Raw genomic sequence first — 15153 nt, 5'->3', positions numbered from 1 at the left:
GGCAGCAACATGTCGAACCCAGATCCCAAGGGCCGCGGCTGGCAGGGCGCCAAGCCCATGCAGCTCCTGGTCACCCTAGCCGTCGGCTGTCTCCTCTACTTCATCCTGCCGCGCGTCGCGCCGGTGCCCGACGCCAAGCTCTTCGCGGGCACGGCCGCCGCCAAGGCCAAACCCGGCGACAAGGCCGCGAAGCCCGGCGAGAAGGTGGCCAAGCCCGCCGACAAGCCCAAGCCCGCGGAGGCCAAGGCCGCTGAACCCAAAGCTGCGGCTTCCGCCAAGAAGCCGAGCGCGAAGGAGCTCGAAGTCCAGCGCATCGAGGCCGAGGCCAAGGTCAAGTTCGAGGCCGCCGCCAAGGCCAAGGCGGACGCCGAGGCCAAGGTGAAGGCGGAGGCGGACGCTAAGGCGAAAGCCGAGGCCGAGAAGGTCCGCCAGGCGGACTGGATCCGCGGGCTGCACCTCTTCGCCATCTTCGTGGCCACCATCCTGGGCATCATCCTCCGGCCCCTGCCCATGGGCGCCGTGGCCATGATCGGCGTGGGCCTCACGGCCATCACGGGCACCCTGCCCATCGGCGACAGCCTCAGCGGCTTCGCGGAAAAGACCCTCTGGCTCATCATCGTGGCCTTCATGTTCGCCCGAGGCTTCATCAAGACGGGCCTCGGCACCCGCATCGCCTACTTCTTCATGCGCCTGCTGGGCAAGCGCACCCTCGGCCTGGCCTACGGCTTCGCCGCCACCGAGTTCGTGCTGGCGCCGGTGGTGCCCAGCAACACCGCCCGCACGGCCGGCATCATCATGCCCATCATGCGTTCCCTGGCCCGGGCCTACGGCAGCAACCCCGAGGACGGCACCGCCCGCAAGATCGGCGCGTACCTCACCATGACCTGCTTCAACCTGGACCTCATCGTCAGCGCCATGTTCCTCACGGCCATGGCCGCCAACCCCATGACCCAGAAGTTCGCCGCGGACTTCGGCATCACCATCACCTGGAACAGCTGGTTCGTGGCCGCCATCGTGCCCGGCCTCGTGGGCCTGCTGGTGATCCCCTATTTCTTCTACAAGCTCTACAAGCCCGAGATCACCGAGACGCCCGAGGCGGTGGAGATGGCCACGGCCAAGCTGAAGGAGATGGGGCGCCCCTCCATGTCCGAATGGCTGATGGTCGCCGTGTTCAGCTTCGTGCTGGTGCTCTGGGTCATCGGCGAGAAGGCCTTCGGCATCGACGGCACCACCGCGGCGCTGCTGGGCCTGGCCCTGCTACTGCTCACGGGCGTGCTGACCTGGAAGGATGTCCTGGAGGAGCACAATGCCTGGGACGTGCTCATCTGGACCGGCGGCCTGATCATGATGGCGGGCTTCCTCAACAAGCTGGGCATGATCCCCTGGTTCAGCAAGGTGGTGGGCGCCTCCATGGCAGGCCACGGCTGGCATTTCGGCTTCCTGGTCCTGGCCGTGACCTACTTCTATGCCCACTACTTCTTCGCCAGCATGACGGCCCACGCCGGCGCCATGTATGCGGCCTTCCTGGGCGTGTCCATCACCCTCGGGGCGCCACCCATGCTCGCCGCGCTGGTGCTCTGCTTCTTCTCCAACCTGCACGCCAGCATGACCCACTACGGGACGGGCCCCGCCCCGGCCATGTTCGGCCTGGGCTACGTGCCCATCGGCACCTGGTGGCGCCTGGGCTTCATGGTCAGCGTCGTGAACATCCTCATCTGGGTGGTCGTGGGCGGCGCCTGGTGGAAGGTGCTGCACCTCTGGTAGGTTCGCAGTCAGCGAGGGGGACCTGCCGGGCGTAGGTCCCCCTTTGCCCTTCCTGTTTCCCGTGGATGACCATGACTGAGCGCGAGACCCTTCTCGAGGATCAACCAGGGCCCCGGTCCCTGACGGAGCTCTTCCTCACCTTCACCTGGCTGGCCGTGCAGGGCTTCGGCGGCGTCATGGCCGTGGCGCACCGGGAGCTGGTCGAGCGGAAGCGGTGGCTCACCCAGGCCGCCTTCGTCGAGGAATGGGCCGTGGCCCAGATCATGCCCGGCCCCAACGTCATGAACCTCTCGCTGGTCATCGGCGGCCGGCGCTTCGGCTGGCGGGGCGCTCTGGCCGCCATGGCCGGCATGCTCGCGCTGCCGCTGCTGCTGGTCCTGCTGCTGGCCGTGGCCTACGGCCGGCTGGGCCAGCATCCCGCCGTGGTTCGGGCCCTGCGCGGGATGGGCGCCGTGGCCGCGGGCCTGATCATGGCCGCGGGCCTCCGCCTCTCCGGGGGCCTGAAGGGCCACCCTCTCGGCGCCCTCGCCTGCGGGGCCCTGGCCGTGGCCGCTTTCGGCGGGGTGGTGCTGCTGCACTGGCCCATGCCCTTCGTCCTGCTGGGGCTCGGCAGCGTGGCCTGCCTGGCCACCTACGCGAGGCTGAACCCGTGACGGCCGCCCCGGGAGCCTTCCCTCTGCACGGCTGGGACTGGCTGCAGCTCTTCGGCCACTTCCTCCTGCTGTCGCTGCTGTCCGTGGGCGGCGCCCTCACCACGGCGCCGGAGATGCACCGCTACCTGGTGCTCCAGCAGCGGTGGCTCAGCGAGACCCAGTTCAGCAGCTCCATCACGCTCGCGCAGGCGGCGCCGGGCCCGAACATCCTCTTCGTGGCCCTCCTGGGCTGGAACCTGGGCATGAACTCCGGCGGGCCGCTGCTGGCGCTGGCCGGGGTGGCCCTCGCCCTGACCGGTATCCTGCTGCCCAGCACCATCGTCACGCACCTGGCCTCCCAGTGGGGACACCGGAACCGGCACCTCCGCGCGGTGCGGGCCTTCAAGCAGGGCATGGCCCCCGTCGTCATCGGCCTCATGCTGGCCACCGGCTGGATCCTGGCCCGCACGGCCCACGATGCCGGCCCGGCCTGGCCCCTCTGGCTGCTGACCACCGCCACGGCCCTGCTGGTCTGGCGCACGCGGCTCCACGTGCTCTGGCTCCTGGCGGCCGGCGCGCTCCTCGGCATCCTCGGCGCGGTCTAGACCCCGCCCCTCTCGCGAGCCCTCCATGCAGCCCTCCGTCCTCAGCGGCCTCCGCGTCCTCGAACTGGGCCAGCTCATCGCGGGGCCCTTCGCGGCCAAGATCCTCGGCGAGTTCGGGGCGGAGGTCATCAAGATCGAGCCGCCGGGCGCGGGCGATCCCCTGCGCAAGTGGCGCCTGCTGAAGGACGGCACCTCCGTCTGGTGGCAGGTGCAGTCGCGCAACAAGCAGTCCGTGGAGCTGGACCTGCGGAAGCCCGAGGCCCAGGCGATCGCCCGGGACCTGGCGAAGGAGGCGGACGTCCTCATCGAGAACTTCCGGCCGGGCACCCTCGAAGGCTGGGGCCTGGGGTGGGAGGACCTGCACGCCCTCAACCCCGGCCTGGTGATGCTGCGGATCTCCGGCTACGGCCAGACGGGGCCCTACCGGGACCGCCCGGGCTTCGGCGTCATCGGCGAGGCCATGGGCGGCCTGCGCCACCTCACGGCCGAACCTGGGCGCACACCCGTGCGGGTGGGCGTGTCCATCGGCGACTCCCTGGCGGGCCTGCACGGGGCCCTCGGCGTGCTGCTGGCCCTCTACCACCGGAAGGTGAATGGTGGCGAAGGGCAGGTCATCGACGTGGCCCTCTACGAGGCCGTCTTCCACATGATGGAGAGCCTGCTGCCCGAGTACAGCGCCTTCGGCGTGGTGCGCGAGCCCTCGGGCAGCGCCCTGCCGGGCATCGCGCCCACCAATGCCTACCGCTGCGCGGACGGTGGCTACGCCCTCATCGCGGGCAACGGCGACGGCATCTTCAAGCGCCTCATGGTCTGCATCGGCCGGGAGGACCTGGCCGAGGATTCTGGGCTGGCGGGCAACGACGGCCGCGCCGCCCGCGCCGCGGAGCTGGATGCGGCCATCGGCGCCTGGTCGGCCACGCGGTCCCTGGACGAGGTGCTTGCGGCCCTGGACGAGGCCCGAGTGCCCGCGGGACGCATCTACAACGCCCGGGACATCGCCGAGGATCCCCACTTCCGGGCCCGCGACATGATCCTCCAGGCCCGCCTGCCCGACGGCCAGGCCATCGAGGTCCCGGGCATCGTGCCCAAGCTGAGCCTCACGCCGGGCCAGGTGGAGCGCCCCGCGCCGGCCCTGGGGGCGGATACGGAAGCCGTGCTGCGCCGGGCGGGCGTGTCCGAGGCGGCCATGACGGAACTGCGCGCCAAGGGCGTGATCTGAGGAGTCCCATGTTCGAGCACCGCTCCTCTCATCCCATCCTCATCCAGGAAGTGGGCCCCCGCGACGGGTTCCAGATCGAGGACTGCTTTATCCCCACGGCCGACAAGATCGATCTGATCGATGCCCTGAGCCTCTGCGGCCTGGCCAAGATCGAGGTCACCTCCTTCACCTCGCCCAAGGCCATCCCCGCCCTGGCCGACGCCGACGAGGTCATGCGCGGGATCCGGCGCGTCCCCGGCGTGGTCTACACGGCCCTGGTGCCGAACCTCCGGGGCGCCGAGCGGGCCCTCGCCGCGAACACGGACGAGCTGAACCTGGTGATGTCCGCCAGCGAGACCCACAACCTGCTCAACCTCCGCATGACCCGGGAGCAGTCCGTGGCGCGGCTGCTGAAGGTGGTGGACCTGGCGCGGGGAACCGGCGCGGCCCTGAACGTGTCGATCTCCACCTCCTTCGGTTGCCCCATGGAAGGCGCGGTCCCCGAGGCCACGGTGCTGGGCCTCGCGGAGCGGTTCCTGGCCCGGGGCGTGGGCGGCATCACCCTTTGCGACACCACGGGCATGGCCCATCCGGGCCAGGTGGCCTCCCTCTGCGGGGCCTTCCGGGCGCGGTTCCCGGAGGCCGAGCTCACGGCCCACCTCCACAACACCCGGGGCCTGGGCCTGTCGAACGCCCTGGCGGCGGTGGAAGCCGGGGTCGTCCGCTTCGATGCCTCCCTGGGCGGCCTGGGGGGCTGCCCCTACGCGCCGGGCGCCACCGGGAACGTCTGCACTGAGGACCTAGTCCACCTGTTCCAGGCCATGGGGGTTCCGGTGGCCGTGGACCTGCCGCGACTCCTGGCCGCCGCCCGGGGCCTGCCCGAGCTGGTGGGCCATGACGTCCCGGGTCAGGTGCTGCATGCAGGGCGCAGCCAGGACCTGCATCCGGTGCCCGCCAGCCTGGAGGCCATCAGGGCCCGGGCTGAGGCCTGAGGCCGCATCAGCCCTCTTCGCCCTCGCCGCTCCAGCCCTCGCCGTCCTCCTCCTGCGGCTTTTCCGGGATGCGGTAGCTTTCGCTGGCCCAAGCCCCCAGATCCCGGAGCTGGCAGCGCTCCGAGCAGAAGGGCTTGAAGGGGTTGCCCTCCCAGGAGGTGGGGGTGCGGCAGGTGGGGCAGGGGCGAAGCGTCATGGCTGTCAGCATATCCATTTTGACAACACCATCAAACAAGAAGAAAATATGAGTCGTTTTTAGAAGATCGTATTGACGGAAGGTTCCTTTCCTCTATCCTAGGGGGACAGGGTGGGCGCAGCCCGGCCTGTCCCCCAGCAGCCACCCTCAGAAGGAGCGACCCCATGGGCAAGATCATCGGCATTGACCTCGGCACCACCAACAGCTGCGTGGCCGTCATGGAAGGCGGGCAGCCCAAGGTGATCCCGAACCCCGAGGGCGCGGACACCACGCCTTCCGTGGTGGGCTTCAACCCCAAGACCAGCGAGCGCCTCGTGGGCGCCCCGGCCAAGCGCCAGGCCGTGGCCCAGCCCAAGAGCACCATCTACTCCATCAAGCGGTTCATGGGCCTGCCCTTCGCCGACTCCGACAAGGAGCAGAAGCTCGTTCCCTACACCGTGGAGCGCGCCGACAAGGGCGGCTGCGCCGTGGTGGTGAACGGCAAGCACCTCAGCCCCGAGGAGATCAGCGCCGCGGTGCTGACCAAGATGAAGGAGGCCGCCGAGGCCTACCTGGGCGAGAAGGTCACCGAGGCCGTCATCACCGTGCCCGCCTACTTCAACGACGCCCAGCGCCAGGCCACCAAGGACGCCGGCGCCATCGCGGGCCTGGATGTGAAGCGCATCGTCAACGAGCCCACGGCCGCGGCCCTGGCCTACGGCCTCGACAAGAAGAAGGACGGCACCATCGCCGTCTTCGACTTCGGCGGTGGCACCTTCGATATCTCCATCCTCGAAGTCTCCGAGGGCGTGGTCGAGGTGAAATCCACCAACGGCGACACCCACCTGGGCGGCGACAACATCGACCAGGCCATCATCGACTGGCTGGCGGACGAGTTCCAGAAGGCCGAGGGCATCGACCTCCGCAAGCAGGCCGACGCCATGCAGCGCCTCAAGGAAGCGGCCGAGAAGGCCAAGATCGAGCTCTCCAGCACGACACAGACCGACATCAGCCTGCCCTACATCACCGCCGACGCCAGCGGCCCCAAGCATGTGAACCAGACGCTCTCCCGCGCCAAGTTCGAGCTGATGATCGAGCCCATCCTGCAGAAGCTCAAGGGCCCCTGCGAGAGCGCGGTGAAGGATGCCAAGCTGGCCCACCACGAGATCAACGAAGTGGTGATGGTGGGCGGCTCCACCCGCATCCCCAAGGTGCTGGAGATGGTGAAGTCGATCTTCGGCAAGGAGCCCAACCACAGCGTGAACCCCGACGAGGTCGTGGCCCTGGGCGCCGCCGTGCAGGCGGGCGTGCTGGCGGGCGACGTGAAGGGCGTGCTGCTCCTGGACGTGACGCCCCTGTCCCTGGGCATCAACGCCAACGGCGGCCAGATGAGCGTCATCATCCCCCGCAACACCACCATCCCCACCAAGCGCAGCGAGATCTACACCACGGCCGTGGACAACCAGCCCGGCGTGGACATCGAAGTGTTCCAGGGCGAGCGGCCCGTGGTGGAGGGCAACAAGCTGCTGGGCCAGTTCCACCTCGGCAACATCGCCCCCGCGCCGCGCGGCATGCCCCAGATCGAGGTCACCTTCGACATCGACGCCAACGGCATCGTCCACGTCACCGCCAAGGACAAGGGCACGGGCAAGGACGCCAGCATCACGCTGACGGGCAGCACCGGCCTCTCCAAGGAGGAGATCGACGCCAAGGTGAAGGACGCCGAGGCCCACAAGGCTGATGACGAGGCCCGCAAGGCCCTGCTGGAGGAGAAGAACCACCTCGACCAGATGGTCTACCAGGTGGAGAAGCTCCTGAAGGAGAACGGCGACAAGCTGCCCGAGGCCGACAAGAAGGAGGCCGAGGAAGCCATCGTCGAGGCCAAGGCCGCCCTGGCCAGCCTGGACCAGGACCGCATCAAGAAGGCCCTGGAGGCCCTCACCGCCAAGAGCCACAAGCTGGCGGAGAGCCTCTACAAGCAGGAGCCGCCCCAGGATGGCGGTGGCACGCCCGGCGCGCCCCAGGGCGATGGCAAGAAGGGCGATGACAATGTGATCGACGCCGAAGTCGTCAGCTAACCTGGGCACGAAAATGGGGAGCCCGCGGGCTCCCCATTTTTGTGCCTTGGACAAATCTGAGTGCTTTAGACTAAACCCATGCCCCATCCCGACTACTACAAGATCCTGGGCGTGCCTCGGACGGCCTCGGAGGAGGACATCAAGAAGGCGTACCGGAAGCTGGCGCGAAAGCACCACCCGGACCTGAACCCGGGCGACGCCAAGGCCGAGGCGGAGTTCAAGAAGCTGGCCGAGGCCAATGATGTCCTGTCGGACCCCGAGAAGCGGAAGAACTACGACACCTACGGCGATCCCAGCGGCCCCGGGGCCCAGGTCCCGCCGGGCTTCGAGCCGGACGCGGGCTTCTCCTTCGAGGACATCTTCGCGGGGTTCGGCGGGCGTCCCATGCGCCACGGGCCCGAGCGCGGCGAGGACCTGGTCCACACCGTGCGCCTGGGCTTCCGGGAGGCCTTCGAGGGCACGCGGCTCAACCTGCGCGTGAACCGCTCCGAGCCCTGCATGGCCTGCCGCGGCACCGGCGAGGCCGCCAAGAAGCAGGAGCCCTGCCGCACCTGCGGGGGCAAGGGCAAGGTGGGCGGGGGCTCGGGCTTTCTCTCCTTCGGCCGCACCTGTCCCGACTGCCAGGGCCGGGGGATGCGCGCCCCGGCTTGCCCCGAGTGTGGCGGCGCCGGTCGGCATCCCCGGCAGGAGACCGTGACCATCGCCATCCCCGCGGGCGTGGAGGACGGGGCGCGCCTGCGGGTGGCGGGCAAGGGCGAGGCGGGCCGCCGCGGTGGCGGGCCCGGCGACCTCTACCTGCAGATCAGCATGGAGGCGGACGCGCGCTTCGAGCGCAAGGGGCCGAACCTCTATGTCCGGCTGCCCATCAGTTTTTCGGAAGCCGCCCTGGGGGCGAAAGTGGACGTGCCCACCCCCGAGGGCCAGCAGACCATCAAGGTGCCCCCGGGCACCCAGACCGGGGCCCGGCTCCGGCTCAAGGGCCAGGGCATGCCCATCCCGAGGGGCAGCCAGCGGGGCGACCTCATCGCGGAAGTGGCCGTGGTGACGCCCCAGATCCAGGACGAGCGCAGCAAGGAGCTCCTGCGGGAGCTGGCGGAGCTGAACGACGCGGACGTGCGGAAGCAACGGAGTGCGAGCCATGGCTAAGGACCCGAGACTCGGCGCCTACATGATCGGCGTGGTGTCCATGCGCTACGGCGTGCACCCCCAGACCCTGCGCCTCTACGAGCGCGAGGGCCTGCTCACGCCCAGCCGCACCGAGGGCAAGACCCGCCTGTACAGCGATGACGACCTGGAGCGCCTGGAGTTCATCCTCAACCTCACCCGCGACCTCGGCGTGAACCTGGCCGGGGTGGAGGTGGTCCTCACCCTGCGGGACCGCCTGAACCGCATGCAGGAGGACCTGGAGCGGCTGGCCCAGGCCCTGGAGGCCGCCGGCGTCAAGGACGTGCCCCGGCCCGTCAGCGGCACGGGCCTCGTGAAGCTCGCCTCGCACGGGTTGCGCAAGCGCAGCTGAACACGAGGCTTCGCAAGCGGCGCGGATCGCTTGCTATGCTGATCCTTCTCCCTAGGTGATCCGTGCCCCTCCGGCATCTCGAAGAGCGTTCGCTCGACAAGTACTTCGACTCCATCCGCCACCTGCCCCTGCTGACGGCAGAGGAGGAGCGCATCAACGGGCGCCTGTGGCAGAACGACCGCAACCCCGAAGGCCTCCGCAAGCTCGTCGAGGGCAACCTCCGCTTCGTGGTGAAGGAGGCGCGGAAGTTCGAGGGCATGGGCCTCGATCTGCTGGACCTCATCAGCGAGGGCAACCTGGGCCTCATCGAGGCCGCCAAGCGCTTCGATCCCGAGCGACAGAACAAGTTCCTCACCTACGCCTCCTGGTGGGTGCGGCAGGCCATCTTCCACGCCCTGGCCGAACACGGGAACAAGATCCGCCTGCCCCAGAAGGTGGCGGGCCACCTCGTGCAGCTGAACCGCGTCACCCAGAAGCTCAGCCAGTCCCTGGGCCGGGTGCCCATGCTGCAGGAGATCGCCACCGCCGCGAACCTCACCGTGGAGGAGGTGGAGCGGCTCCAGCTGCTCCAGCAGACCACCTCCACGGTCTCCACCGAACAGGGCCTGGGTGACTCGGACCTCACCGTGGGCGACAGCCTGGAGCAGGAGGTGGAGCCCTCCGCCATGCACACGCTGGACCAGGAGGCGTTCCTGGAACAGATCGAGGCGAGCCTGCAGACCCTCAGCGAGAAGGAGCGCAAGATCATCGCCCTCCACTTCGGTCTGGGCGGGCATGAGCCGCTGACCCTCGAGCAGATCGGCAAGCAGTTCGATCCGCCCATCTCCCGGGAGCGCGTGCGCCAGCTGGAGGAGCGGGCCTTCTCCCGCATCCGCGAGCGCCGCCGCGAGGTGCTGGGCGGCTTCCTGCGGGGCGGAGACGGGCCATGAAAGGGCGTCCTGACTGTCCCCGCTGCCAGGGCCAGGGACTCATCTTCGATCCCGATCCCCAGAAGCCGGTGCTGGTCTGCGGCTGCACGGCGGATGTGGCCCCGGACGCGGAAACCCTCGGCCTGCCCGCCCGCTACCGGGAAGCCGACTTCGCCCGCTTCTGGAAGTGGTGGAACAACGTCCAGGCCTGCCACGCCCGCGCCCTCCTGGACCGCGTGGCGGACCTGGAGGACCTGCTGGCGAGGCCCGTCGACGAGGTGGGCGACCTGGAGGGCCGCGACGATCTCGTGAAGCTCCTCGCCGCCCTCAAGCGCCGCCCGGAGCACGGCATCCGGCCCGCCGGTGCTGACTCCCTCTTCCAGTGGGCCTCCAACGGCAAGCACAAGTTCCGCCACGGCTGGGAGCTGTGGTGGATCCACGGCCCCGCCCAGAGCGGCCGGAGCACCCTGGCTGCTGCAGCCCTGCGGGCCTGGACCGAGCGCACGGGCAAGGGCGGCCGGTTCGTCTCCGTGCGGACGCTCAGCCAGGCCATCAAGGACGCCTACTACGACGTGCGCAGCTTCCAAAACCAGGCCTTCCAGAGCGTGCGCGACCTGGTGGAGCCCCTCCAGGATCCGCCCCTCCTGGTGCTGGACGACTGGGACCGCATGGACTCGGACCTCCGCGTGGCCGCGGCCCTGGCCCAGCTGCTGGATCACCGCTACAGCGAGGAGCTGCCCACCATCCTGACCTCCGCGGGCCCCCCCGAGGCCCTGGACCGTCGCGAGAACCACCCCCTGGCCCGCCTGGAGGATGGCAGCCTCCTGGAGCGGCTGCGCGGCGCCGAGCGAGTGGAGATGGTGCCGGCCCTGAAGCCCTGGATCGAGCGCATGGAGCGCGGGTAGGCGATGAAGGCTCTGCTCCGCGGCCTCCTCCGCCTGCACCTGTCCCGGTCCCCGGGGCTCTGGCTCCTCACGGCGGGCCTCTCCCTGGTGCTGGGCTGGGGCACCCTGCGCGTGGAGCGGGCCCTGGACCTCATGAGCCTGCTGCCGGCGGAACACCCCGCCGTGCGGGCGAACCTGGAGGCGGGCGTCGGCCAGCAGGAGCTGCTCTGGCTGGTGGCGGAGGGCAGCGAGGCCGACCTGGAGGCCCGCCGCGCCTGGGCTGAGGGCCTGGTGGACCGGCTCCTCACGAAGGGCGGTCTGCCCCTCAACGGCCTGGCCGCCGAGGGCCGCCTGTCCGATCCCGTGCCGGTGCCCGGCCCCGGCGGCCTGAGCCCTTGGCCGGCACTCTTGGCCGTGGGCGCCATCACCGAGGGCGACGCGGCCGTGAGCCGCCTCACCACGGAGACCCTCTACGCCCTGGCCCCCGCCTGGCTGGGGGACCGGCTGGCCCCCCTGAAGGAGCCCGCGGAAGTCCAGCGGCGCCTGCAGGCCACGGCCCGCGCCCTGGCCTCGCCCGAGCCCCTCCCCGCGGCCCTGGCCCGCCTCGATCCCCTGGGGCTCCGGGACCTGGCCCCCCAGACCGGCGAGGGCATGGCCAGGGCCCAGGCCCTGGGCCGCGCCTTCACCCTGCGCATGCGGACGGGCTACCTGGAGACCAAGGACGGCCGCTTCGTCCTGCTGCCCCTGGTGGCGGGCTTCCCGGCCACGGAGGTGAAGGCCACCACCCGCGCCCTGGCCTGGCTGGGCCGCGGGGCCGAGGGCCCTCTGCCCGAGGCCGCCACCCTGAAGGCGGTCGAGGCCGCGCTGGCGCCCCAGGCCGAGCGCGCCTTCCCCCTCCAGGCCACCGGCGCCCATGCCATCACCGCCTGGGAGTCCCACCGGCTCACCCTCGAGGTGCTCCTCAGCCTGGCCCTCAGCTTCGTCCTCATCGGCCTGGTGTACTGGCTGGGCTTCCGCACCCTTGCCGGCTACGGCTTCGTCATGGGCCCCCTCCTCATCGGCATGGTGTGGGCCCTGGGGCTCACGGGCTGGATCCTGGGGCGTGTGAACCTCATGGCCGCGGGCTTCGGCGCCGTGCTGCTGGGCGTGGGCGACGACGTGGGCATCCTGCTCTTCAGCCGCTACCGCGAGGAGCGCCGGGCGGGCCGGGTCAAGGCCCGGGCCCTGCGTGCGGCGCTGCTCGGCACGGGACCCGGCGTGGTGGCCGGTGCCTTGGCCACAGCCCTGGCTTTTCTGGCCCTGGCCTTCGCCCCCTTCCCCGGCATCCGCGACCTGGGCCTCACCACGGGCCTGGGCCTACTGGCCTGCCTCGCCGCCACCTTCCTGGTGATGCCGCCCCTGCTGCTCTGGCTGGACCGGGGCAAGGGCACCTTCGCCCCGGGGCCGCCACCGCCCCTGCCGCGCCGCCGCGCCTGGGCCCCCTGGGCCGCCCTCGGACTGCTGGTCCTGGCGCTCCTGGGCGCACCCCGCACCCGCTGGGAGGAGGACCTGCGCCGCTTCCGGGCCCAGGGCAATCCCGCCCTCACCCTCCAGACGCGGCTGACGAAGACCCTCGGCGCCAGCCTCCAGCCCCTGGCGCTCCAGATCCCCCTGGAGGATCCGGACCGCCTGCCGGCCCGCTGGAACAAGCTGAGCCCCATCCTCCGCGAGGCGGGCCTGCCCGTGCCCGACTGGCAGAGCCTCGATCCCGAATTGCGCCACGCCCTGGGCTCCGAGACCTGGCGGCGCCAGGTGCTGGAGGCCGCGGCCAGGGCGGGCCTGGATCCCGCGGGCCTGGAGGGGCCCCTGGCCGCCCTGGCCTCCGCGGCGGCGGATCCGGGCGAGCCCGTGCGGGCCCTCCAGGCCCTCCTGCCCCGGGCCGCCCAGCCGCCCGAGGAGGCCCGCCGCTGGACGCTCTGGGATCGCCTGCACCGCGGACGGACCCTCGCTCCGCTGCCCACGGCCCTGACGGTCCCCATCCGGCTGGACGAGGCCTCCCTCCTCCGGCTCACCCCGGAGGTCGAGGCGGCGGGAGGGCGCTTCGTCGGCACCCAGCCGCTTTTCCGCGTGGTGAAGGGCATCGCGCGGGAGGCGGTCCAGCAGGCCGTTCTCCTGGCCCTGACAGGGATCTTCGCCGTCATCGCCCTCTTCGGCCGCAGCCTGCGCTTCGCGCTGTTCGCCCTGGTGCCCCTGCTGGCCAGCCAGGCCGGCGCCCTGGGCGCCCTGGGCTGGGGCGGCGAGCCCCTCACCTTCCTCTCGCTCATGGCCATCCCCATCGCCCTGGGCGTCAGCGTGGACACGGCCTTCAACCTGCTGCACCGGGCCCGGGGCGAGGCCGATGCCCCCCAGCGCGTGGCCCGCGTCAACGCCGTCTGCGCCGGCACCACGCTGGCCGGCTTCGGCGGCATGGTGTTCAGCGGCTACCGCGGCCTGCGGGGCCTCGGGCTGGCCTGCCTGGGCGGTGTGGCCCTGGCCCTCCTCCTCACCCAGTGGCTGCTGCCCGTGCTGCTGGAGAAGTGGCCCTTGGAGAAGAAGTGAACCCGCTGACCGACCTGCTGCAGACCCGCCTCGCCGAAGGCCCCGTGCCCGCCGCGGAGGTGATGGCCCTGGGCCTCTACCACCCGGAGCACGGCTACTACCGGCGTTCCGAAGGTCCCTGGGGCTTCGCGGGCAAGGACTACTACACGGCCCTGGACCTGGGGCCCCTGCTGGGCCAGACCATCGCCCTGCGCCTGGAGGCGGCCTGGGAGCGCCTGGGCCGACCGGCGGTCTTCACGGCCCTGGAGCCCGGCGCCGGTCGCGGCTGGCTGGGCCGGGATGTGCTGAACGCCGTCACGGGCCCCTTCGCCGAAGCCCTGGTTTATATCCACCGTGACGACAACCCCGCCGCCCGCCGGGCCGCGGAAGACGCCCTGGCGCCTTTCCTGACGGCGAATCGCGCGCGCTTCGCCGCTGAGAACGAACCTCTGGAGCCCTTCACCGGCGCCATCTTCAGCAACGAGTTCTTCGACGCCCTGCCCGCGCAACCTTGGCGCTGGGATGGCGGACAGTGGACCCGCGAGGTGCTGACCGCTGCCGGTCCCCAGTGGCAGGCCGCGGATCCCGGCGAGGCCGGCGCCTGGTTCGCGGCTCAGACCGATGGCCTGGAGCCCCGGGACGGCAGCATCTGGTGCGAGGGCCTGCCGGGCCTCATCCACGAGCTGGCGGCGCCCCTGCAGGCGGGCCTCTTCCTGGCGGTGGACTACGGCGAGCCCGCCAGCCGCCTGCTGGCCAAGGGCGCGGACCTGCGCCGCTTCAAGGCCCACAGCGTGGACGGCAACTGGCACGAGGACCTGGGGGAGGCCGACTTGACAGTGGATGTCGACTTCACCCGGCTGGCCGCCCTGCTCCAAGGTGAAGGCCTGTCGGACCTCAGCCACCTGGAGCTGAGCAAGTGGATCCGCACCCACGCCCCCCTGGACCAGTGGGGCGCCGGCTGGATGGCCCTGCCGGCCCCCGAGCGCATGAAGCGCACCGAGAACCTCCTCCAACTCACCCTGCCCGACATGATGGGCAGCCGGTTCAGGGTGTTGGAGGGCTGGAAGGGTTGAAACCCAGGTTTTCCGCTCCATTCGAAGGCTATTCAATGGCTGATTGAAGAGCCATCCGGGCCGCGGGCGTCAGCGAGGCTGAAGAACCAGACCGGGATCGAGTCTTTATTATTTCTTAGTTCGCTCAATCACCAGGGTATAGGGGTAGTTGGCCTGACCATACAGCATCAGGGCAACCTGATAGGGTTTGTCTGTAACGTTGGTGATCTCGATCCTGGCGGCGCGGGAGGGGGCCGGCATCAGGTTCGCCCGCCGCACCTGGGAGGCCATGGCATCGGCAGGTCGCTTGGGCAAAAACTTCATGAAGATGCGGCCGCCTGTCTGTCCTTGGAGGCGCAGGCGCAGCTTCTCCCCGGCCCCCAGGATGAATCCATAGCAGCGGAAGGCATTGGGCATCTCGGCGGCCAGATCGGCCATGCCGGATCCCGGGCCCAAGGGGCGTTGCCCTGGCAGGGTCTGGGATTGAGCCGTGCCAAGCACCCCCGTTTGGAGGATCAGGCTTTTGGCTTCGATGACCGTCTGGTCATCGGCCACCGGGACCAGCTCATAGGGGTTCTCCTCAGGCTGAGGGCTGGGAGGGGTCACGGGCGTTTGAGCCCATCCCGAGGATTGAAGAACCACCAGGGAAACCAGGCTGAGGAAAACACGGGGCATGGATCACTCCCAAGGCTGAGCATGAAATCAATGAGTCTGGACCCGATCGAAAAAGGTGTTCCTGGCCTCGGATGCACGAAAGATGATGCATAAATCGGGAAATCACGGTCGAGTGTCA

At 70.3% G+C, this 15153-nt stretch carries 14 protein-coding genes; 12 read left to right on the top strand and 2 right to left on the bottom strand.

Features of this window, described 5'->3' with window-relative positions; all coding sequences use genetic code 11:
- Nucleotides 1–9 precede the first annotated feature (9 nt).
- From QSJ30_RS10640 to QSJ30_RS10620, 5 genes are all read left to right on the top strand, one after another.
- On the top strand, nt 10–1764 hold the full coding sequence (locus tag QSJ30_RS10640; protein WP_285609030.1) for an anion permease: 1755 nt from the start codon (nt 10–12) through the stop codon (nt 1762–1764).
- Between the two features lie 71 nt (nt 1765–1835).
- The gene (locus QSJ30_RS10635) at nt 1836–2417 is read left to right on the top strand and encodes a chromate transporter (RefSeq protein WP_285609028.1); all 582 of its coding nucleotides are present in this window, start codon (nt 1836–1838) and stop codon (nt 2415–2417) included.
- Nucleotides 2414–3001, top strand: coding sequence for a chromate transporter (locus QSJ30_RS10630; RefSeq protein ID WP_285609026.1), 588 nt, complete (start codon nt 2414–2416; stop codon nt 2999–3001). The genes QSJ30_RS10635 and QSJ30_RS10630 overlap by 4 nt, the downstream gene beginning before the upstream one ends.
- A gap of 25 nt (nt 3002–3026) precedes the next feature.
- Nucleotides 3027–4220, top strand: coding sequence for a CaiB/BaiF CoA transferase family protein (locus QSJ30_RS10625; protein ID WP_285609025.1), 1194 nt, complete (start codon nt 3027–3029; stop codon nt 4218–4220).
- Nucleotides 4221–4228: 8 nt separating this feature from the next.
- A complete protein-coding gene (locus tag QSJ30_RS10620; protein ID WP_285609023.1) occupies nt 4229–5191 on the top strand; it encodes a hydroxymethylglutaryl-CoA lyase in 963 nt (320 codons plus the stop codon).
- Between the two features lie 7 nt (nt 5192–5198).
- Here QSJ30_RS10620 and QSJ30_RS10615 read toward each other — a convergent pair whose 3' ends face one another.
- The gene (locus tag QSJ30_RS10615; RefSeq protein WP_285609021.1) at nt 5199–5387 is read right to left on the bottom strand and encodes a DNA gyrase inhibitor YacG; all 189 of its coding nucleotides are present in this window, start codon (nt 5385–5387) and stop codon (nt 5199–5201) included.
- Nucleotides 5388–5551: 164 nt separating this feature from the next.
- Here QSJ30_RS10615 and dnaK point away from each other — a divergent pair, with 164 nt between their 5' ends.
- The 7 genes from dnaK to QSJ30_RS10580 all read left to right on the top strand — a co-directional run bounded on the left by dnaK (nt 5552) and on the right by QSJ30_RS10580 (nt 14381).
- Nucleotides 5552–7444 (top strand): molecular chaperone DnaK, encoded by a 1893-nt coding sequence (dnaK, locus tag QSJ30_RS10610; RefSeq protein WP_285609019.1) that lies wholly within the window; start codon nt 5552–5554, stop codon nt 7442–7444.
- Between the two features lie 78 nt (nt 7445–7522).
- The gene (gene dnaJ / locus QSJ30_RS10605) at nt 7523–8590 is read left to right on the top strand and encodes a molecular chaperone DnaJ (protein ID WP_285609018.1); all 1068 of its coding nucleotides are present in this window, start codon (nt 7523–7525) and stop codon (nt 8588–8590) included.
- Nucleotides 8583–8960 carry a MerR family transcriptional regulator gene (locus QSJ30_RS10600; RefSeq protein WP_285609016.1) on the top strand — a complete coding sequence of 126 codons (378 nt, stop codon included), beginning with the start codon at nt 8583–8585 and terminating at the stop codon, nt 8958–8960. The genes dnaJ and QSJ30_RS10600 overlap by 8 nt, the downstream gene beginning before the upstream one ends.
- A gap of 62 nt (nt 8961–9022) precedes the next feature.
- On the top strand, nt 9023–9889 hold the full coding sequence (locus QSJ30_RS10595) for a sigma-70 family RNA polymerase sigma factor (RefSeq protein ID WP_285609014.1): 867 nt from the start codon (nt 9023–9025) through the stop codon (nt 9887–9889).
- Nucleotides 9886–10773 (top strand): P-loop NTPase family protein, encoded by an 888-nt coding sequence (locus QSJ30_RS10590; RefSeq protein ID WP_285609013.1) that lies wholly within the window; start codon nt 9886–9888, stop codon nt 10771–10773. The genes QSJ30_RS10595 and QSJ30_RS10590 overlap by 4 nt, the downstream gene beginning before the upstream one ends.
- Before the next feature lie 3 nt (nt 10774–10776).
- The gene (locus QSJ30_RS10585) at nt 10777–13329 is read left to right on the top strand and encodes an MMPL family transporter (protein ID WP_285609011.1); all 2553 of its coding nucleotides are present in this window, start codon (nt 10777–10779) and stop codon (nt 13327–13329) included.
- A complete protein-coding gene (locus QSJ30_RS10580) occupies nt 13326–14381 on the top strand; it encodes an SAM-dependent methyltransferase (protein WP_285609009.1) in 1056 nt (351 codons plus the stop codon). Before QSJ30_RS10585 ends, QSJ30_RS10580 begins: the two co-directional genes overlap by 4 nt.
- 108 nt (nt 14382–14489) lie before the next feature.
- On the opposite strand, the gene QSJ30_RS10575 is transcribed toward QSJ30_RS10580, so the two are convergent.
- Nucleotides 14490–15035 carry a hypothetical protein gene (locus QSJ30_RS10575; RefSeq protein WP_285609007.1) on the bottom strand — a complete coding sequence of 182 codons (546 nt, stop codon included), beginning with the start codon at nt 15033–15035 and terminating at the stop codon, nt 14490–14492.
- Between the last annotated feature and the right edge of the window lie 118 nt (nt 15036–15153).

This window comes from Geothrix edaphica (assembly GCF_030268045.1).
In the GTDB taxonomy this organism is placed as follows: Bacteria; Acidobacteriota; Holophagae; order Holophagales; family Holophagaceae; genus Geothrix; species Geothrix edaphica.
This window is presented reverse-complemented; position numbering and strand designations above follow the sequence as displayed.